The sequence below is a fragment of the Flavobacterium sp. genome (genome assembly GCF_046155325.1).
In the GTDB taxonomy this organism is placed as follows: domain Bacteria; phylum Bacteroidota; class Bacteroidia; order Flavobacteriales; family Flavobacteriaceae; genus Flavobacterium.
Genome location: NZ_JBJXDQ010000125.1, coordinates 1 through 16,519, shown reverse-complemented (window position 1 = coordinate 16,519; position 16,519 = coordinate 1). Strand labels below are relative to the sequence as shown.

Here is a 16,519-nt window from a genome sequence, read left to right as displayed (position 1 = left end):
CAGTTACAATAAGTAAAGATTCATTTGATTGTACGAACGTTGGTAAAAACACGGTTGTTTTAACCGTTACTGATACTAGTATTAGTCCTATTGCAACTGGTAACGTTTCAACTGCGAATGCAATTGTTACAGTTGTTGATGATGTTTTACCAGTAATTGCTCCAATAGCCAACTTAACTGTTAATACTTCTGCTGGAATATGCGGTGCTAACTTAACTGTTACTCCTTCAGCTACAGCTACAGATAATTGTACTGTTGGAACTCCAATAGGAACACGTTCTGATTCTAGATTATTAAGTGCTACTTATCCTTTAGGTAGAACTACAATTACTTGGAACGTAACAGATGCTAATGGAAACAGGGCGTTATCAGTTATTCAAACTGTTGATGTAACTGATGCTCAAATACCAGTGATTATAAGTAATGGTATTTTATTAACTGCAAATGCTGACCTTGGTGGTTGTAGTGCTGTTGTTACAGTTTCTGCAACTGCTACTGATAATTGTAGTGTAGGAACTCCAACAGGTGTTAGAAGTGATGCTAAACCTTTAGCTTCTCCATATCCTGTAGGATCTACTACAATTACTTGGAATGTTACTGATGTTAATGGTAATGCTGCAATTGCAGTTAATCAAACTGTTACAGTTACTGATACTCAAAAACCAGTTATAACTGCAAACGGAAATAAAAATTTCGTGAGTGATTTTGGTCAATGTGGTGCTATTGTTGCAGTTTCTGCAACAGCTACTGATAATTGTTCAGTAACTAATCCTGTTGTAGGAACTAGATCGGATGCTGCTGCAATTAATGCACTTTATCCAGTAGGTACTACTACTATTACATGGAATGTAACTGATGTTAACAATAATCCTGCTACTCCAGTTGTTCAAACTGTTGTGGTAAGAGATCTTCAAATTCCTGTAATTAATGGAACAGTGGTTTCTATAGATGCTAATACTGATGCTACTACTTGTGGTGCTACTGTTAGTATAACAGCGCCAACTGCTTCTGACAATTGTACTGTAGGTTCTCCAGTGGGAACTAGAAGTGATAATTTAGCTTTAACTGCTTTATATCCTATAGGAACTACAACTATTACTTGGAGAGTTACTGATGTAAATGGTAATGCTGCTATCCCAACAACAACTACTGTTAAAGTTAAGGATATGGTTTTGCCAACAGTAATAACTCAAAATATTCCTGTACAACTTAATGTTGGTGGTTTTGTAACTATTGTTCCTGCTCAAGTTAATAATGGTTCAACTGATAATTGTGGTATTGCTTCTTACAGTTTAGATAAAGTTAGTTTCAACTGTTCTAATATAGGAGCTAATACTGTTACTTTAACTGTAATTGATATTCATGGTAATGTTAATTTTGCTACTGCTACTGTTACGGTTAGTGAGCCTATTATTCCAATAGCGCGTACTAGAAACATAACGGTACAATTAAATGCTGCGGGTACAGTTTCAATATTGCCATCTGATATTAATAATGGTTCAACTGATAACTGTAGTATTGCTTCTTACACTTTAAGTCAATCTACTTTCAATTGTTCTAATGTGGGTCAAAATATTATCACATTAACAGCAACAGATGCTAGTGGTAATAATTCAGTTCCTGTAAATGCAACGGTAACCGTACAAGATAAAGTGGCTCCTGTTGTTGTAACACAACCATACACTGCTCAGCTTGATGTTAACGGTCTAGCTACGGTAACTCCTGCTAATGTTAACAATGGTTCTACTGATGCTTGTGGTATAGCTACATATGCAATAAGTAAATCTAGTTTCACATGCGCAAATGTTGGTAGTAATGTAGTAACATTAACAGTAACAGATGTAAACGGAAACGTTAATCAAGCATTTGCTACGGTTCTTGTTGTTGATTCAGTTAAACCAGTTGTTGTTGCTAAGGATATTGAACTTGTTCTTGATGGCATTTCGGTTTCTATTACTCCAGAAGATGTTTTTGTTAGTGCAACTGATGCTTGTGGTGTAGATGTTCATTCATACACATTAAGTAGAGATACTTTTACTATTGTAGATGTATTGAATAGTCCAATTACGGTTACACTTTCTGTAACAGATGTAAATGGTAACGTTGGTACGGATGATTTCACAATCACTTTCCCTGTTGATCCTACAAATGCTGTAGAAGCAATTACACCAAATGGTGATGGACTTAATGATACTTGGGTTATTGAAAACATTACTAATCATCCAAAATCTGTAGTGCGTGTTTACAACCGTTGGGGTTCAATGGTATTCTCAGCTTTAAATTACCAAAACAATTGGGATGGTAGATTAAATGGTAGTGATGCAACCCTTCCTGATGGTCAGGCTTATTATTACCAAGTTGATTTGAAAGGTAATGGTACTATTGATAAAGAAGGATGGGTATACATTAAGAAATAATCTAACAACATAAACTCAAAAAAGAAAAAAATGAAAATAATTAAAAACATATTGGCAGGTGCACTACTACTTTTTAGTAGTGCCCTTTTTTCTCAACAGGATCCACTTTTTACGATGTATCGTAATCATATGAATATGGTGAATCCAGCTTATGTTGGTGTTGATGGTAATACTGAGGTTGCTGCTACTGTTCGTAGACAATGGTCAGGTATTGATAATTCTCCTTCTACTCAGGCTGCTTCATTTGGCACTTCTACGGGTAAGAATCTAGGTTATGGTATATCTTTGGTTCATGACAATACAGGTGGTGATATAGTTAAAACTACTAATGTAGGGATTGACTTTTCATACAAAGTAAAAGTTGATTCAGGATTGGATTTATATCTTGGTTTAAAAGCAGGTGGTAGCTTTTTGAATACTGACTTCTCAGGATTAGATGGTGTTCAAGTTGGTGATCCAAATTTAGTATCATCTACTACTTTCAATCCAAATGTTGGGGTTGGTGCTTTATTAAAAAACAAAAAGTTTTTTATGTCACTTTCTATTCCTAGAGTTTTGAATACTGAGAATGCTAGAAATATTGAAAATTTTTCTAGTGTACCTGTTAATAGACCTCATGTTTACTGGAGTACAGGGTATGATTTTAATTTGAATGCCTCGGGGTCTTTAATATTGAAACCATCCTTTTTATTACGTTATGTAAATGGTGCTCCAGCTACAGTTGATTTTAATACTATGGTTCAAATTCAAGATTATCTTGAAGTGGGTGGAATGTATAGAACTACTGACGCCTATGCTGGTATCATTAATTTTACAATTAGTAAAAAACTTGTTATTGGTTATGCTTATGAATCTCAAATTACTAACGTAGATGGTTTAAGAGGTGCTGGTAATACTAATGAATTTTTATTGAAATTTAAATTTTAATAAAACTTTTAAATATTTTAAAAAGCTGTCTATTTTTAGACAGCTTTTTTTTTGCTATTTTTCTTGAATTATATACTGTTATCTCTATTTTGAATTCAGTATCTTTGCCCAACACTATTATTTTCATTCATTGATTCATATTCACGACAAAAAATTCACTCCCTTTATTTCTGCATCAGAAATCGAATTTGCTATTGCAAAAATGGCTCATTTAATTGCCGTAGATTTTGCCGATGAAGTCCCAGTTTTTATTGGTATATTGAATGGTTCTTTTATGGTTGTTTCTGATTTAATGAAACAGTATAAAAAGCCTTGTGAAGTTAGTTTTATCAAATTAGCTTCTTATAACGGATTAACTTCCTCTACAAATGTTCAAGAATTAATTGGAATTAACCAAGATTTGTCAGGAAGAAGTGTTGTGATTATTGAAGATATAGTAGATACTGGACATACCCTGTTGGCTTTGAAGGAATTGTTTAAAAAGCAAAATGTCAAGCATTTTAAAATAGCGACTTTATTTTTAAAATCAGAAGCTTATAAACAAGATGTTAAAATAGACTATGTAGGTATCAGAATACCAAACAAATTCATTGTAGGTTTCGGATTGGATTATGATGGTTTAGGTAGAAATTTACCTGAAGTGTATCAATTAAAAGAGTAAGTTTTTTAGAATTATTTATAACATACAATTACATAATGATTAATATTGTTTTATTTGGAAAGCCAGGGGCTGGTAAAGGAACACAAGCGGAGTTTTTGAAAGGAAAATATAATTTGACGCATCTTTCAACAGGTGATATTTTTAGATTTAATATAAAAAATGAAACCGATTTAGGTCAATTAGCCAGAACCTTTATGGATAAAGGGGATTTGGTTCCAGATGAAGTAACCATAAAAATGCTACAAAGTGAAGTAGATAAAAATCAAGATTCTGCAGGTTTTTTATTTGATGGTTTTCCACGAACAATTGCTCAAGCTCAAGCTTTAGATGCTTTTTTAGCTACAAAGAACGAAAGTATTACGGCTACAATCGCTTTAGAAGCTGATGATGAAATTTTAATTCAACGTTTGCTTGAGAGAGGTAAGACAAGTGGTAGAGTTGACGATCAAGATGAAGAAAAAATTAGAAATAGATACCAAGAGTACAATGATAAGACAGCTCCTTTAATGGAGTACTATCAGCATCAAAATAAATTTTATGCTGTAAACGGTATTGGTTCTATAGCAGAAATTACGAATCGCTTAAGTAGTGTGATTGAAAAACTTTAGTTTAGAAGTTTAGAAGTTTATGAGATTAGTTAACCGCTAAATCTAACCTCATAACCTCATAATCTTTTAATCTTTTAAATATAAAAATGGAAATTCTTATAATACTTTTTTTAATCATCCTCAATGGAGTTTTTTCAATGTCTGAAATTGCCTTAATTTCTGCTCGAAAAAACAGGTTAGAAACGGCTGCAAAAAAAGGAAACAAAAATGCTAAAATCGCATTAGATTTGGCAAACTCTCCAAATAAATTTCTATCAACTGTACAAATAGGAATTACTCTTATCGGTATTCTTACTGGTATTTATTCTGGAGACAAAATTACTCAGGATGTTCAAATTTTTGTAATGGGTTTTGAAATGTTAAATCCTTTTGCACCAACAATCGCTGTTGGAATAGTTGTAGTTGTTTTAACTTTTTTCTCGTTGGTGTTGGGAGAGTTGTTGCCTAAAAGAATTGGTTTGAATCACCCTGAATCTATAGCCAAAGCAGTAGCCTTTCCAATGAAGATTGTTTCCATAATTACGGCTCCATTTATTTGGCTTCTAACTACATCAACTGATTTCTTGTTAGATATTTTACAAATTAAGCCAACTGCTGATGGTAAAGTTACTGAAGAAGAAATTAAAGCGATTATTAAAGAAGGTACTGAAGGTGGAGAAGTTCAGGAAATTGAGCAAGATATTGTGGAACGAGTTTTTCATATTGGAGACAGAAAAATAAATTCATTGATGACCCATCGAAAATCAGTAGTTTTCTTGCCTTTACACTCTGATAAAAATCAAGTTAAAGAATCAATGCTCAAAGAATTACATTCTATTTATCCTGTTTATGGAGATAATTATGATGATATCGTGGGGGTAGTAAATCTCAAAAGTATTTTTGCTAACATTGATAAAACAGATTTCAACTTACCTAATATTTTGACTGAGGCTCCCTTTATGATGGAGCAAACTACAGCATATAAAGCTTTAGAGGAATTTAAAAAAACAGGTATTCATTATGCTTTTGTGTCTGATGAATATGGAGTTTTTCAGGGTATAATAACCTTAAATGATATTCTAGAAGCGCTTGTAGGCGATGCTTCCGATTTTTATAAAGATGATTTTAAATTAGTAGAGCGGGAAGATGGTTCGTGGCTGGTTGATGGTCATTATTCTTTACATGATTTTTTAATTTATTTTGAATTGGATGAATTGATAAACGATTATGATGTTACTACAGTTAGTGGGCTAATAATGACTGAACTTTCACATATTCCAAAACAAGGTGAAATATTGATTTGGCAAAAATTCGAACTTGAAGTAATTGATATGGATGGTGTTAAGATTGATAAAGTGATGGTAAAAGCCATAAAAAAGTAATTCAGGTGGCAGTTTGCAGGTTTCAGTCGCAGTTTTGAATAGAAATCTAAAATTATAATAACAGAAGATTTGAAATTAAAAGGAGGACAGGCAGTGGCTGTCAGGTATTTTTTTTAGATTTTTTTGCAAAATAAATGAAATTATGACAGAGGGAAACTTTGTAGATTACGTAAAAATATTTGTTTCTTCCGGAAAAGGAGGAAAGGGATCTACGCATTTGCATAGAGAAAAATTTATTGAAAAGGGTGGTCCTGATGGAGGTGATGGTGGTCGTGGTGGTCATGTTTTTTTAGTTGGAAATAAAGGATTGTGGACATTGTTTCACCTAAAGTTTGCCCGTCATATCAAGGCAGGTTATGGTGGTGATGGAAGTGGAGACCGAAGTACAGGAGCCGACGGTGATGATAAATTTATTGAAGTTCCATTAGGAACTGTTGTTAAAGATAAAGAAACTGGCGAAACCTTATTTGAAATTACCGAAGATGGTGAGAAGCAAGTATTGTGTCGTGGCGGTAAAGGAGGGTTAGGAAACTGGCACTTTAGAAGTTCAACCAATCAAACTCCAAGATATTCTCAGCCAGGTTTACCTGGTGTAGAAATGGATGTTATTTTAGAGCTTAAGGTTCTTGCTGATGTAGGATTAGTAGGTTTTCCTAATGCTGGAAAATCAACACTTTTATCGGTATTGACATCAGCCAAACCCAAAATTGCCGATTATCCATTTACAACCTTAAAACCAAATCTTGGAATTGTAGCTTATCGTGATTTTCAATCTTTTGTAATTGCCGATATTCCCGGAATTATTGAAGGTGCTGCCGAAGGAAAAGGATTAGGTCATTATTTTTTGCGTCATATTGAGCGCAATTCAACCTTATTATTTCTAGTTCCTGTAGATACGCCAGATATTAAAGCAGAATATGATATTCTTATTAATGAATTGACGAAATATAATCCTGAAATGCTCGATAAAGAGCGATTGTTGGTAATTTCAAAATGTGATATGCTTGATGAGGAGCTTAAAGGAGAATTAAAATTGCAATTAGATAGGGAATTTAATGGAATTCCTTATATGTTCATATCTTCGATTGCTCAACAAGGTTTGTCAGAGTTGAAAGATAAGCTCTGGAAAATGTTGAATGATTAAAAAATATTGTTTTATATCAAAAAGGTTTCTATAAATAGAATCCTTTTTTAGTATTAGAATTTATTAATTGTTATAGGTTTAAAAAAAATCGCTAAATAATCCTTTTGGCAAGTATTTTGGATTAACCAATTCCATTTTTGTTGCCTACTTATTATAAATAGTTGATTAATCTTTTTATTAAAAATGAAAAAAATTATTTTTACGTTAATTGCCGGAATTATGCTTATGCCAATAAGCGTAAAAGCGGATGAAGGAATGTGGTTTTTAATGTTTATTGAGCGCCTAAACCATAGAGATATGGAAAAAATGGGCTTGCAATTAACAGCCGAAGAAATTTACAGTATCAATCATCACAGTTTGAAAGATGCTGTAGTTCAATTTAACGGTGGATGTACTGCTGAGATTATTTCTAAAGATGGTTTAGTACTTACCAATCACCACTGTGGATATGATGGAATAGCGGAGCTTTCTACGCCAGAACATAATTTGCTTAAAGATGGTTTTTGGGCTGCTAATAGAGCTGACGAAAAAAAACCATCGAGTTTATTTGTTCGATTCTTTGTTCGTATGGACGATTGCTCAAAGCGAATTTTAGCGAAAGTAAATCCTTCAATGAATGAAGGGGATAGAGAAAAAGCGATTAACACCGAAATTGCTCTAATTGAAAAAGAAAACAATGAAGGTGGAAAATATACGGTTTCGGTTCGTCCCTTTTTTCAAGGAAACGAATATTACTATTTTGTTTACCAAGATTATAGAGATGTACGTTTAGTAGGAGTGCCACCAGAAAGTTTAGGAAAATTTGGAGGTGATACCGACAACTGGGAGTGGCCACGTCAAACTGCTGATTTTTCTATTTTTAGAGTTTATGCCGATAAAGATGGTAATCCTGCAGATTATTCTTCAAACAATATCCCATTACAACCAAAACACTACTTGCCAGTAAATTTATCTGGAATAAAAGAAGGCGATTTTGCTATGATTTTGGGTTATCCAGGAAGAACTAACCGTTGGATGCCTGCAAGCGGAATCGAACAAAACGTGAAATTCGCTTATCCTGCTTGGGTTGAAGGTGCTAAAACCGGTATGGACAACATGAAGAAATATATGGAAATGAGTGATGCACTTCGTTTGGTTTATGCGTCTAAATATGCTTCAACAGCCAATTATTGGAAAAACCGTCAAGGAATGATTGATGCCCTTTCTAAATTTGGAACAGCCAAATCTAAAGCAGCTCAAGAAGCAAAATTTGATAAATGGGCTAATAGATCAGTAAACAAACCTAAATACGGAGACGTAGTAACAACGATAAATAAATACTATGCATTAACTAACGAAAAATCCCTTCATGATAATTATTTGTCGCAATTGTTTAGAACCGCTGCTTTTGGTCCAATAGGAAGAACTTTAGGAAAACAGTTAGACAACTACGTGAAAGCGGATGCTGCAAAACGTAAAACATTGGCACCTGTTATTTTAGAATTTGCAACTAAATTCTACGAGAATTTATATATACCTGCAGAAAAAGACATTTTAGCAGCTCAACTACATTTGTATGCAACCAAATCTATTGGATATGAAATTTCACCATTGGTTAAAAAAATGGTAAATGAAAATGGGAATGACTTTACGAATTATGTTAGTGCAGTAATCGATTTGAGCGTTTTAACATCATTAGATAAAGTAAAAGCATTCTTGCAAGCTCCAAGTCAAGGTCTTTTAGATAATGATCCATTATACGTTTTGTCTAATGATTTGCTAACGCATTTTAATTATAGATCTGAAGAAATTACCAAATCACAAAACGATTATGGCGCTTCATTCCGTCTTCTGGTAGAAGGTTTGCGCGAGTCAAAAATAGGAGCTATAAAATACCCAGATGCTAACTCCACTTTGCGTTTAACGTACGGAAAAGTTCGTGCTTTGCCAGCTGACAAACGTAATGATGCTAAAATAAACAACTACACTACTTTAGCTAGTCAAGTAAAAAAATACAAAAAAGGTGATGAAGAATTTGACCTTCCAAGTCGTGTTTTAGAATTGGAAAAAGATAAAAATTATGGTCGTTATGCAGATAAAGATGGTTCGCTTCACTTGAATTTTTTAACCGATAACGATATCACTGGAGGAAACTCAGGTTCGCCAGTGCTTAACGGAAAAGGAGAATTGATAGGTATTGCTTTTGATGGAAATATCGAAGCTATGGCAGGTGATGTTATTTTTGACAGCAAATTACAAAGAACTATTAATGTTGACATTCGCTATGTATTGTGGGTAATTGATAAATATGCTGGAGCTAAACATATTATTGACGAAATGACTATTGTAAAATAAAGGAGTTTAATCGAATTGAAACCCGTTCATTATTTTGAACGGTTTTTTTCTTTAGGGCTATTTATTATTGTAGGTATCAAACAAATACTGCAAAGTTTCATTAATATTATTGGCTTGAATAGTTGGCATTTCTGTTTCCGTATTCAGCCAATTTTCAATTATTTCAGCAAAATCATCGCCAACTTCATAAACAACCGGAACTCCCATTCGTTTTAAGGCTGCAGCATTACATTCTTGCTCATAATGATTACGGATAGGAATGCTCAATATTTTTTTACCAAGATATAAAGCCTCAGCAGGAGTTTCAAATCCACCCCCTGTAATAATTCCTTCGCAGCTTATCAAACTCTGATTGAATTGTTCTTGATTTACAGGAAAATAGGTAATATTCCCCTCAGTATATTTAAAATTAACGTCACCTAAAAACCAATGAAATTGAATACCCTCTAATTTGTTAAACGCTTTTTGTAAACAATCCTTTTGAAAAGATGGTAAATATACTGTGATGTGTTTCAGGTTTTTTGGTTCGGCTTGTATTATTTCATCTTTAATAATTGGTGGATGTATGAAAGAATCGTATTTCTCAAAATGTAACCCAATATGTTTTGGTGAAGAGGCATAATGCTTAAGAATTAGTTCTCCCATAATGCTCTTTTTTTCGGGTCTTGGAGTTAGTTTTGACTTAAAACTAGCTTGGTGACCAAATTGAATAGAAGGAACATTTTGCAATTTACAAGCGAGTGCAGTAATTGATTCAAAGTCATTTATAATAATATCGTAATTTTTAAGAGGTAATGATTTAGCATCTTTATACAGTTGCATTGGCTTAATATTCTTGGCAATATCCCAATAATCTAATCCACCACATTTGCTATAATGTAAACTACAACCTTTACTTTTATATTTTACAGGCAAGTCTATATTTAGACTTGCATTATTGCCGCTTAAAAAGAAATCTACGGCACCGAATTTTTGTAAATAAGGAAACAGTTGAATAGCTCTGCTAATGTGTCCGTTTCCTGTGGCTTGTATCGCGTAAAATATTTTCATTTTTTAAGATAAAATTTTAGAAACTATATCATTAACTATTAACTCTTCTTTATTTTCATTTTTAGAAAAATTGGATTTGTCATAATAATATAACTTCCATTTTTCATTTTTATATTCTAAAGCGGTGAGGTTTTCAATCCAATCACCACTATTTAAATATAAGACTTTCCCATGTTCGTTTTCTACCTCTTTTATTTGGGGTTTATGAATGTGACCACAAACCACATAACTATATTTTTTTTCAATAGCGATTTCGGCAGCAGTTGTTTCAAAATTAGAAATAAAGGAAACGGCTTGTTTCACACTGTCTTTAATTGTTTTAGAAAAACTTCGTTTCTCTCTCCCTAAAGAAACAAGAATCCAATTAATTAAACTATTAATCAAAATTAAAAGGTCATACCCTTTTCCTCCAAGTTTAGCAATAATTTTTGCATATCCATTGGTCGAAGAATCAAATACATCGCCATGGAAAATCCATGTTTTTTTTCCATCTAAATCTAAAACTAATTTGTCAACTAACTCTAAATTTCCTAAAACAAAATCAGAATATTTCCTTAAAGCCTCGTCATGATTCCCTGTAATATAGATAACACGCGTACCTTGGTTAGACATTTTAATGATGTAGCGCAATATTTCCATATGAGCTTTGGGGAAATAGCGTTTGCTAAAATTCCACATATCAATGATGTCACCGTTTAAAACTAATGTCTGGGGTTGGATTGATTTTAAGTATTGAAGTAATTCTTTGGCTTGACAGCCATAAGTGCCAAGATGAACATCGCTAATGACTACTAGAGGGATTTTGCGTTTTCTTTTCATAATAAGTTTTGGCAAAATTAATAACTTAATGTTATGTCAATGTTTCTTATGTATTAAGATTTTGCGCTGTTTTTTTTAAGATAAAATTATGGTTCGATTCAGTTAAAAATTCTTTATTTTTGAATGATGAAAAAAATCCTGATTGTATTATTATTTCCTTTGCTTATTTTTTCTCAAACCAATTTCGAAAAAGGAGAGCTGTTATTAGGCGAAGCAAAATTCAAACAAGCGCAGTTGTGTTTTGAGAATTTTTTAGTATCTAATCCTAGTCATTTAAAAACTATAGAATATTTAGGTGATATTGCAGGTCATACTAAATCATGGGATAATGCATTGTTATATTATAAAAAATTAAAGCAATTAAAACCTAACGAGGCCAATTATTATTATAAATATGGAGGTGCTTTAGGAATGAAAGCGACACAAGTTAATAAATTTAAGGCCTTAGGAATGATTGGAGAAATACGCTCTTCGTTTGAAAAAGCTATTGTTTTAAATCCAAAACACATAGAAGCACGTTGGGCATTAATAGAACTCAACTTGCAATTGCCAGGAATAGTTGGCGGAAGTGAAACTAAAGCTATTCAATATTCTAATGAATTAAAAGAATTGTCTCCTGTAGATGGGTATTTGGCAAGAGGACATATTGAAGAGTATTTCAAAAGATTTTCGCTAGCCGAACAACAATATAAAAAAGCAATAATGATTGGCAAGAGTAATGTTTGTTCTCAAAAATTAGCCGATTTGTACAAAAATAAAATGAATCAACCTCAAAAAGCTCAAAAGGTTTTGGAGGAATATAATAGTAATAAAAAATACTATTAATCGAGATTTCGGTTATTAGATAACAATCAATATAAATGAAAACACATTTTATAGCCATCGGCGGAAGCGCCATGCATAACCTAGCATTGGCATTACACAACAAGGGATATCAAGTTACCGGTAGCGACGATGCTATTTTTGAACCTTCGAAATCGCGTTTAGATAAAAAAGGAATTTTACCTATAGAAATGGGTTGGTTTCCCGAAAAAATCACCCAAGATATCGAAGCCGTAATTCTTGGGATGCATGCCAAAGCTGATAATCCAGAACTGTTAAAAGCGCAAGAATTAGGATTGAAAATATATTCATATCCAGAGTTTTTATACGAACAATCCAAAAATAAAACTAGAGTAGTAATTGGCGGTTCACACGGAAAAACAACCATTACTTCTATGATTTTGCACGTAATGCACTTTCATAATATTGAAGTGGATTATATGGTAGGTGCCCAATTAGAAGGTTTCGATACCATGGTACACCTCACGGAAGCTAATGATTTTATAGTTCTCGAAGGCGATGAATATTTGTCATCACCAATAGACCGCAGACCTAAATTTCATTTGTACCAACCTAATATTGCTCTGATTTCAGGAATAGCTTGGGATCATATCAATGTTTTTCCAAGCTATGATTTCTACGTAGAACAATTTGAAATTTTTATCCAAAAAATCACAAATGGTGGAATTTTGGTGTATAACGAAGAAGATCCAGAAGTGAAACGAGTAGCGGAAGCAGCATTGAATCCTATCCGAAAAATATCCTATACAACACCAAAATATGAAGTAAGAGACGGAGTTACGCTTCTTGAAACTCCAGAAGGAGCGATGCCAATTGAAGTTTTTGGAGCGCATAATCTAAATAATTTGGCTGGTGCAAAATGGATTTGTCAAAACATGGGTGTTGATGAAGCCGATTTCTATGAAGCTATTGCTAGTTTCAAAGGCGCTTCAAAACGCTTGGAAAAAATAGCTGAGAGCAAAACTAAAGTTGCTTATAAGGATTTTGCACATTCACCAAGTAAAGTGGCTGCCACTACTAAAGCGGTTAAAGAACAATATCCAAATCGGACTTTGGTGGCTTGTTTAGAGTTGCATACCTATAGTAGTTTGAATGCTGAGTTTTTAAAAGAATATGAAGGAGCACTTGAACCTGCAGATGTTGCCGTGGTTTTTTATTCGCCAGATGCGGTTAAAATAAAACAACTCGAAGAAGTAACTTATGAGCAAATTGCACAATCTTTTAATAGGAAGGATTTAATTATTTATACCAATCCTGCTGAGTTTAAGACTTTTTTATTCAATCAAAATCTAGAAAATTCAGCTTTGTTATTGATGAGCTCCGGAAATTATGGAGGATTGAATTTTGATGAGGTGAAAGATTTAGTAATCAAATAGTAGCTATCAGATGACAGTTTAGCTACTGACTGAAATCTGAAATCTGCAAACAAAAAAATGGAACGAACTAATTTTCCGATAACCAATTGGTCCGAAGACGACAGGCCACGCGAAAAGCTAATGCTTAAGGGCAAAAGTGTTTTGAGTGATGCCGAATTGATTGCCATTCTGATTGGTTCCGGAAGTAGAAATGAATCCGCAGTAGAGTTAAGTAAAAAGATTTTGGCTAGTGTCGACAACAATTTAAACGCTTTGGGCAAGTTGACACTTTCGCAATTAATAAGTTTTAAGGGAATAGGAGAGGCGAAGGCCATTTCGATTATGGCAGCCATGGAATTAGGAAGACGAAGAAGAGCAGAAGAAGCTGCTGTGTCAAAAAAAATCACCTCTAGTAAAACGACCTTTGAATTGATGCAACCTATTATTGGTGAATTGCCTCATGAAGAATTCTGGGTTTTGTATTTGAATAATGCCAATAAAGTATTGTCTAAATCGCAACAAGGAAAAGGCGGAATTACAGGCACAATGGTGGATGTTCGCTTGGTTTTTAAAACAGCTATTGAAATAGGGGCAACAAGTATAATTCTTTGTCATAATCATCCTTCGGGAGGTTTAGTTCCTAGTGAAGCCGATATTAAGATTACAAATAAAATAAAAGCTGCAGGTCAAAATTTAGATATTCATGTACTAGATCATCTTATTGTTACGGAAAATGGGTATTATAGTTTTGCTGATCAAGGAATTTTTTAATTTATGGAGTTTAAAAGTAATACGATAACCGATGTCTTTTTTGATTTAGATCATACGTTATGGGATTTTGAAAAAAATTCGGCTTTAGCATTTGAAATAATTTTCAGAAAGCACCAGATGATTCTAGATTTTGATAAGTTCATTGCGTTTTATGTTCCTATAAACCTAAAATATTGGGAGATGTTTCGAAAAGATGAAATAGACCATCATACTATGCGTTATCTTAGACTACGAGATACTTTTGATTTTTTGGATTTTGAAATTAACGATGAAAAAATTCATTTATTAGCAGAAGAATACATCTTTTATTTGCCAAAAAATAATCATTTGTTTGATGGAGTTATTCCGGTATTAGATTATTTAAAATCAAAATACAATTTGCATATTATCACCAATGGTTTTGCAGAAATTCAAAGAAATAAACTAGATAATTCAAATATCACACATTATTTCAAAACCATTACCAATTCAGAAATGGCAGGAGTTAAAAAACCTAATTCCTTAATTTTTGAGTATGCTTTAAGCTTGGCTAATGCCAAAAAAGAAAACAGCATTATGATTGGCGATTGTATTGAAGCTGACGTTCAGGGGGCTTTGGATGCGGGATTAGATGCTATTTTATTTAATGAAACAAATGCTGAGATAGCGGATACTATTAAACAAGTGAATCATTTATTAGACCTTAAAAAATATTTATAAATTATGAAAACTAGAATATTATCTCTACTGTTGTTTATGGCAAGCAACAGTTTCTCACAAACGGTTAATGATTATAAAGGTGTAATCATTCCAATGAAATTTGGCTTTCTTAATACCGAAAATCAATACAGGCTCCAGACTATTTCTAAAATGAATTTACAGAAAGCAGGTTTTCAAGCTTTTTACGAAATTGAAGCAATTCCAGCGGAAATTAACAACAGATGCAGTCTTTTGTATTTTGATGTAAAAAAAGAAAATGCCTTCTTGCTAACTAAACTTTATATAGTTTTTAAAGATTGTTATGGCACAATTATTTATCAATCTCCCTTCGGGAAAAGCAGGGAAAAAGAGTTTGAAATAGCCTATTCCGTTGCTTTAAATGAAGCATTTATATCGATTTATGACTTGAATTACAAATACAATGGAAATACTAATTTTAGTTCAATACCATCAGGAGTTTCTCCATCAACAACAGCGGTAGTTTCTCCTGTTTCCGCTCCGTCAGTTGCGGTCATAGTTCCCGTTGTGAATCAAGATTCAAAAGAGCCTAAATCTATTGAAAATAAAAGTACTGATTTACTGTATGCCCAGTCAACGCCTTACGGATATCAATTAATTGATAGCCAACCAAAAGTTATTTTTAAACTCTTTAAAACATCTAATACTACTAGTTTTATTGCATTTAAAGGAAGCGTGCAAGGAGTGTTAGTTTCTTCAGAAAATAAATGGTTGTTCGAATATTACCAAAATGACGAAAAGATTTCAGAAAACGTAGAGGTTAAGTTTTAGATTTCGTTTTTTTGCTACCTGCTACCTGCTACCTGCTACCTGCTACCTGCTACCTGCTACCTGCTACCTGCTACCTGCTACCTGCTACTTGCTACCTGCCACCTGCCACCTGCCACCTGAATTAATACCCATACTTACTTTTCCAGCGATTTTTCAAAAATTCTCTAGTGGTATTTTCCCTTGAATTATTTCCGGGATTGTAAAGCACGGTTTCCGAAATGGCATCAGGTAAAAACTCCTGTTCGGCAAAATTATTCGCGTAATCGTGCGAATATTTATACTCGTCTCCATAACCCAATTCCTTCATTAATTTTGTGGGCGCATTGCGCAAATGGATCGGAACGGGTAAATCTCCCGTTTGTTTTACTAATTGTTGCGCATTTCCAATTGCCAAATAAGAAGCATTGCTTTTTGGGGAAGTGGCTAAATAAATAGCACATTGACTCAATAGAATTCTACTTTCGGGATAGCCAATGGTAGTAACAGCTTGAAATGTATTATTGGCCATTATAAAAGCCGTTGGGTTTGCATTCCCAATATCTTCACTGGATAAAATCAGCATTCTTCTGGCGATAAATTTTACGTCTTCGCCGCCTTCAATCATCCGGGCCAACCAATAAACGGCACCGTTTGGATCGCTTCCTCGTATCGATTTTATGAAAGCTGAAACAATATCGTAATGTTGTTCCCCACTTTTATCATACAAAACTGTATTTTGTTGTACAAGTTCAAAAACCCTTT

General features: G+C 33.5%; 14 protein-coding genes and 1 pseudogene. 12 read left to right on the top strand and 3 right to left on the bottom strand.

Annotation, left to right across the window (positions count from 1 at the left end):
- The 7 genes from ACKVOD_RS08850 to ACKVOD_RS08820 form a co-directional block, all read left to right on the top strand.
- The coding region (locus ACKVOD_RS08850) for a gliding motility-associated C-terminal domain-containing protein (protein WP_409209105.1) at positions 1-2,417 on the top strand (2,417 nt) is incomplete at its 5' end.
- A gap of 30 nt (positions 2,418-2,447) precedes the next feature.
- On the top strand, positions 2,448-3,344 hold the full coding sequence (locus ACKVOD_RS08845; RefSeq protein ID WP_409209104.1) for a type IX secretion system membrane protein PorP/SprF: 897 nt from the start codon (positions 2,448-2,450) through the stop codon (positions 3,342-3,344).
- A 130-nt stretch (positions 3,345-3,474) separates the two neighbouring features.
- Positions 3,475-4,005, top strand: a complete 531-nt coding sequence (gene hpt, locus ACKVOD_RS08840) for a hypoxanthine phosphoribosyltransferase (protein WP_409209103.1) — start codon at positions 3,475-3,477, stop codon at positions 4,003-4,005.
- A gap of 35 nt (positions 4,006-4,040) precedes the next feature.
- Positions 4,041-4,613, top strand: a complete 573-nt coding sequence (locus ACKVOD_RS08835; RefSeq protein ID WP_409209102.1) for an adenylate kinase — start codon at positions 4,041-4,043, stop codon at positions 4,611-4,613.
- A gap of 137 nt (positions 4,614-4,750) precedes the next feature.
- A complete protein-coding gene (locus ACKVOD_RS08830; RefSeq protein ID WP_409209106.1) occupies positions 4,751-5,974 on the top strand; it encodes a hemolysin family protein in 1,224 nt (407 codons plus the stop codon).
- A 142-nt stretch (positions 5,975-6,116) separates the two neighbouring features.
- Entirely contained in the window at positions 6,117-7,118 is a 1,002-nt protein-coding gene (obgE, locus tag ACKVOD_RS08825) for a GTPase ObgE (protein ID WP_409209101.1), read from the top strand.
- A 183-nt stretch (positions 7,119-7,301) separates the two neighbouring features.
- Positions 7,302-9,452: a S46 family peptidase gene (locus ACKVOD_RS08820; protein ID WP_409209100.1), complete on the top strand. Its 2,151-nt coding sequence runs from the start codon at positions 7,302-7,304 to the stop codon at positions 9,450-9,452.
- 57 nt (positions 9,453-9,509) lie between these two features.
- Here ACKVOD_RS08820 and ACKVOD_RS08815 read toward each other — a convergent pair whose 3' ends face one another.
- Together ACKVOD_RS08815 and ACKVOD_RS08810 are read right to left on the bottom strand one after the other, a co-directional pair.
- On the bottom strand, positions 9,510-10,502 hold the full coding sequence (locus ACKVOD_RS08815; RefSeq protein ID WP_409209099.1) for a glycosyltransferase family protein: 993 nt from the start codon (positions 10,500-10,502) through the stop codon (positions 9,510-9,512).
- 3 nt (positions 10,503-10,505) lie between these two features.
- Positions 10,506-11,321 carry a UDP-2,3-diacylglucosamine diphosphatase gene (locus ACKVOD_RS08810; RefSeq protein ID WP_409209098.1) on the bottom strand — a complete coding sequence of 272 codons (816 nt, stop codon included), beginning with the start codon at positions 11,319-11,321 and terminating at the stop codon, positions 10,506-10,508.
- Positions 11,322-11,444: 123 nt separating this feature from the next.
- Between ACKVOD_RS08810 and ACKVOD_RS08805 the strand changes: the two genes are divergently transcribed.
- The 5 genes from ACKVOD_RS08805 to ACKVOD_RS08785 are packed head-to-tail and all read left to right on the top strand — an operon-like array spanning position 11,445 to position 15,778.
- Positions 11,445-12,146, top strand: a complete 702-nt coding sequence (locus tag ACKVOD_RS08805; RefSeq protein WP_409209097.1) for a tetratricopeptide repeat protein — start codon at positions 11,445-11,447, stop codon at positions 12,144-12,146.
- A gap of 35 nt (positions 12,147-12,181) precedes the next feature.
- The gene (locus tag ACKVOD_RS08800) at positions 12,182-13,540 is read left to right on the top strand and encodes a UDP-N-acetylmuramate--L-alanine ligase (RefSeq protein ID WP_409209096.1); all 1,359 of its coding nucleotides are present in this window, start codon (positions 12,182-12,184) and stop codon (positions 13,538-13,540) included.
- A gap of 57 nt (positions 13,541-13,597) precedes the next feature.
- Positions 13,598-14,290 (top strand): RadC family protein, encoded by a 693-nt coding sequence (gene radC, locus ACKVOD_RS08795; RefSeq protein ID WP_409209095.1) that lies wholly within the window; start codon positions 13,598-13,600, stop codon positions 14,288-14,290.
- A gap of 3 nt (positions 14,291-14,293) precedes the next feature.
- On the top strand, positions 14,294-14,989 hold the full coding sequence (locus ACKVOD_RS08790; protein ID WP_409209094.1) for a YjjG family noncanonical pyrimidine nucleotidase: 696 nt from the start codon (positions 14,294-14,296) through the stop codon (positions 14,987-14,989).
- 3 nt (positions 14,990-14,992) lie between these two features.
- Positions 14,993-15,778: a hypothetical protein gene (locus ACKVOD_RS08785; protein WP_409209093.1), complete on the top strand. Its 786-nt coding sequence runs from the start codon at positions 14,993-14,995 to the stop codon at positions 15,776-15,778.
- Positions 15,779-15,899: 121 nt separating this feature from the next.
- On the opposite strand, the pseudogene ACKVOD_RS08780 reads toward ACKVOD_RS08785, so the two are convergent.
- Positions 15,900-16,519, bottom strand: a pseudogene (locus ACKVOD_RS08780) (replication-associated recombination protein A); the annotation flags it as partial.

Excerpts from the sequence above, each read along its gene's own strand:
- ACKVOD_RS08835 (WP_409209102.1), top strand. The coding sequence starts at position 4,041 with ATGATTAATATTGTTTTATTTGGAAAGCCAGGGGCTGGTAAAGGAACA.
- ACKVOD_RS08785 (WP_409209093.1), top strand. The coding sequence starts at position 14,993 with ATGAAAACTAGAATATTATCTCTACTGTTGTTTATGGCAAGCAACAGT.
- ACKVOD_RS08845 (WP_409209104.1), top strand. The coding sequence starts at position 2,448 with ATGAAAATAATTAAAAACATATTGGCAGGTGCACTACTACTTTTTAGT.
- ACKVOD_RS08810 (WP_409209098.1), bottom strand. The coding sequence starts at position 11,321 with ATGAAAAGAAAACGCAAAATCCCTCTAGTAGTCATTAGCGATGTTCAT.
- ACKVOD_RS08800 (WP_409209096.1), top strand. The coding sequence starts at position 12,182 with ATGAAAACACATTTTATAGCCATCGGCGGAAGCGCCATGCATAACCTA.
- ACKVOD_RS08805 (WP_409209097.1), top strand. The coding sequence starts at position 11,445 with ATGATGAAAAAAATCCTGATTGTATTATTATTTCCTTTGCTTATTTTT.
- radC (WP_409209095.1), top strand. The coding sequence starts at position 13,598 with ATGGAACGAACTAATTTTCCGATAACCAATTGGTCCGAAGACGACAGG.
- ACKVOD_RS08820 (WP_409209100.1), top strand. The coding sequence starts at position 7,302 with ATGAAAAAAATTATTTTTACGTTAATTGCCGGAATTATGCTTATGCCA.
- obgE (WP_409209101.1), top strand. The coding sequence starts at position 6,117 with ATGACAGAGGGAAACTTTGTAGATTACGTAAAAATATTTGTTTCTTCC.
- ACKVOD_RS08815 (WP_409209099.1), bottom strand. The coding sequence starts at position 10,502 with ATGAAAATATTTTACGCGATACAAGCCACAGGAAACGGACACATTAGC.
- ACKVOD_RS08830 (WP_409209106.1), top strand. The coding sequence starts at position 4,751 with ATGTCTGAAATTGCCTTAATTTCTGCTCGAAAAAACAGGTTAGAAACG.
- ACKVOD_RS08790 (WP_409209094.1), top strand. The coding sequence starts at position 14,294 with ATGGAGTTTAAAAGTAATACGATAACCGATGTCTTTTTTGATTTAGAT.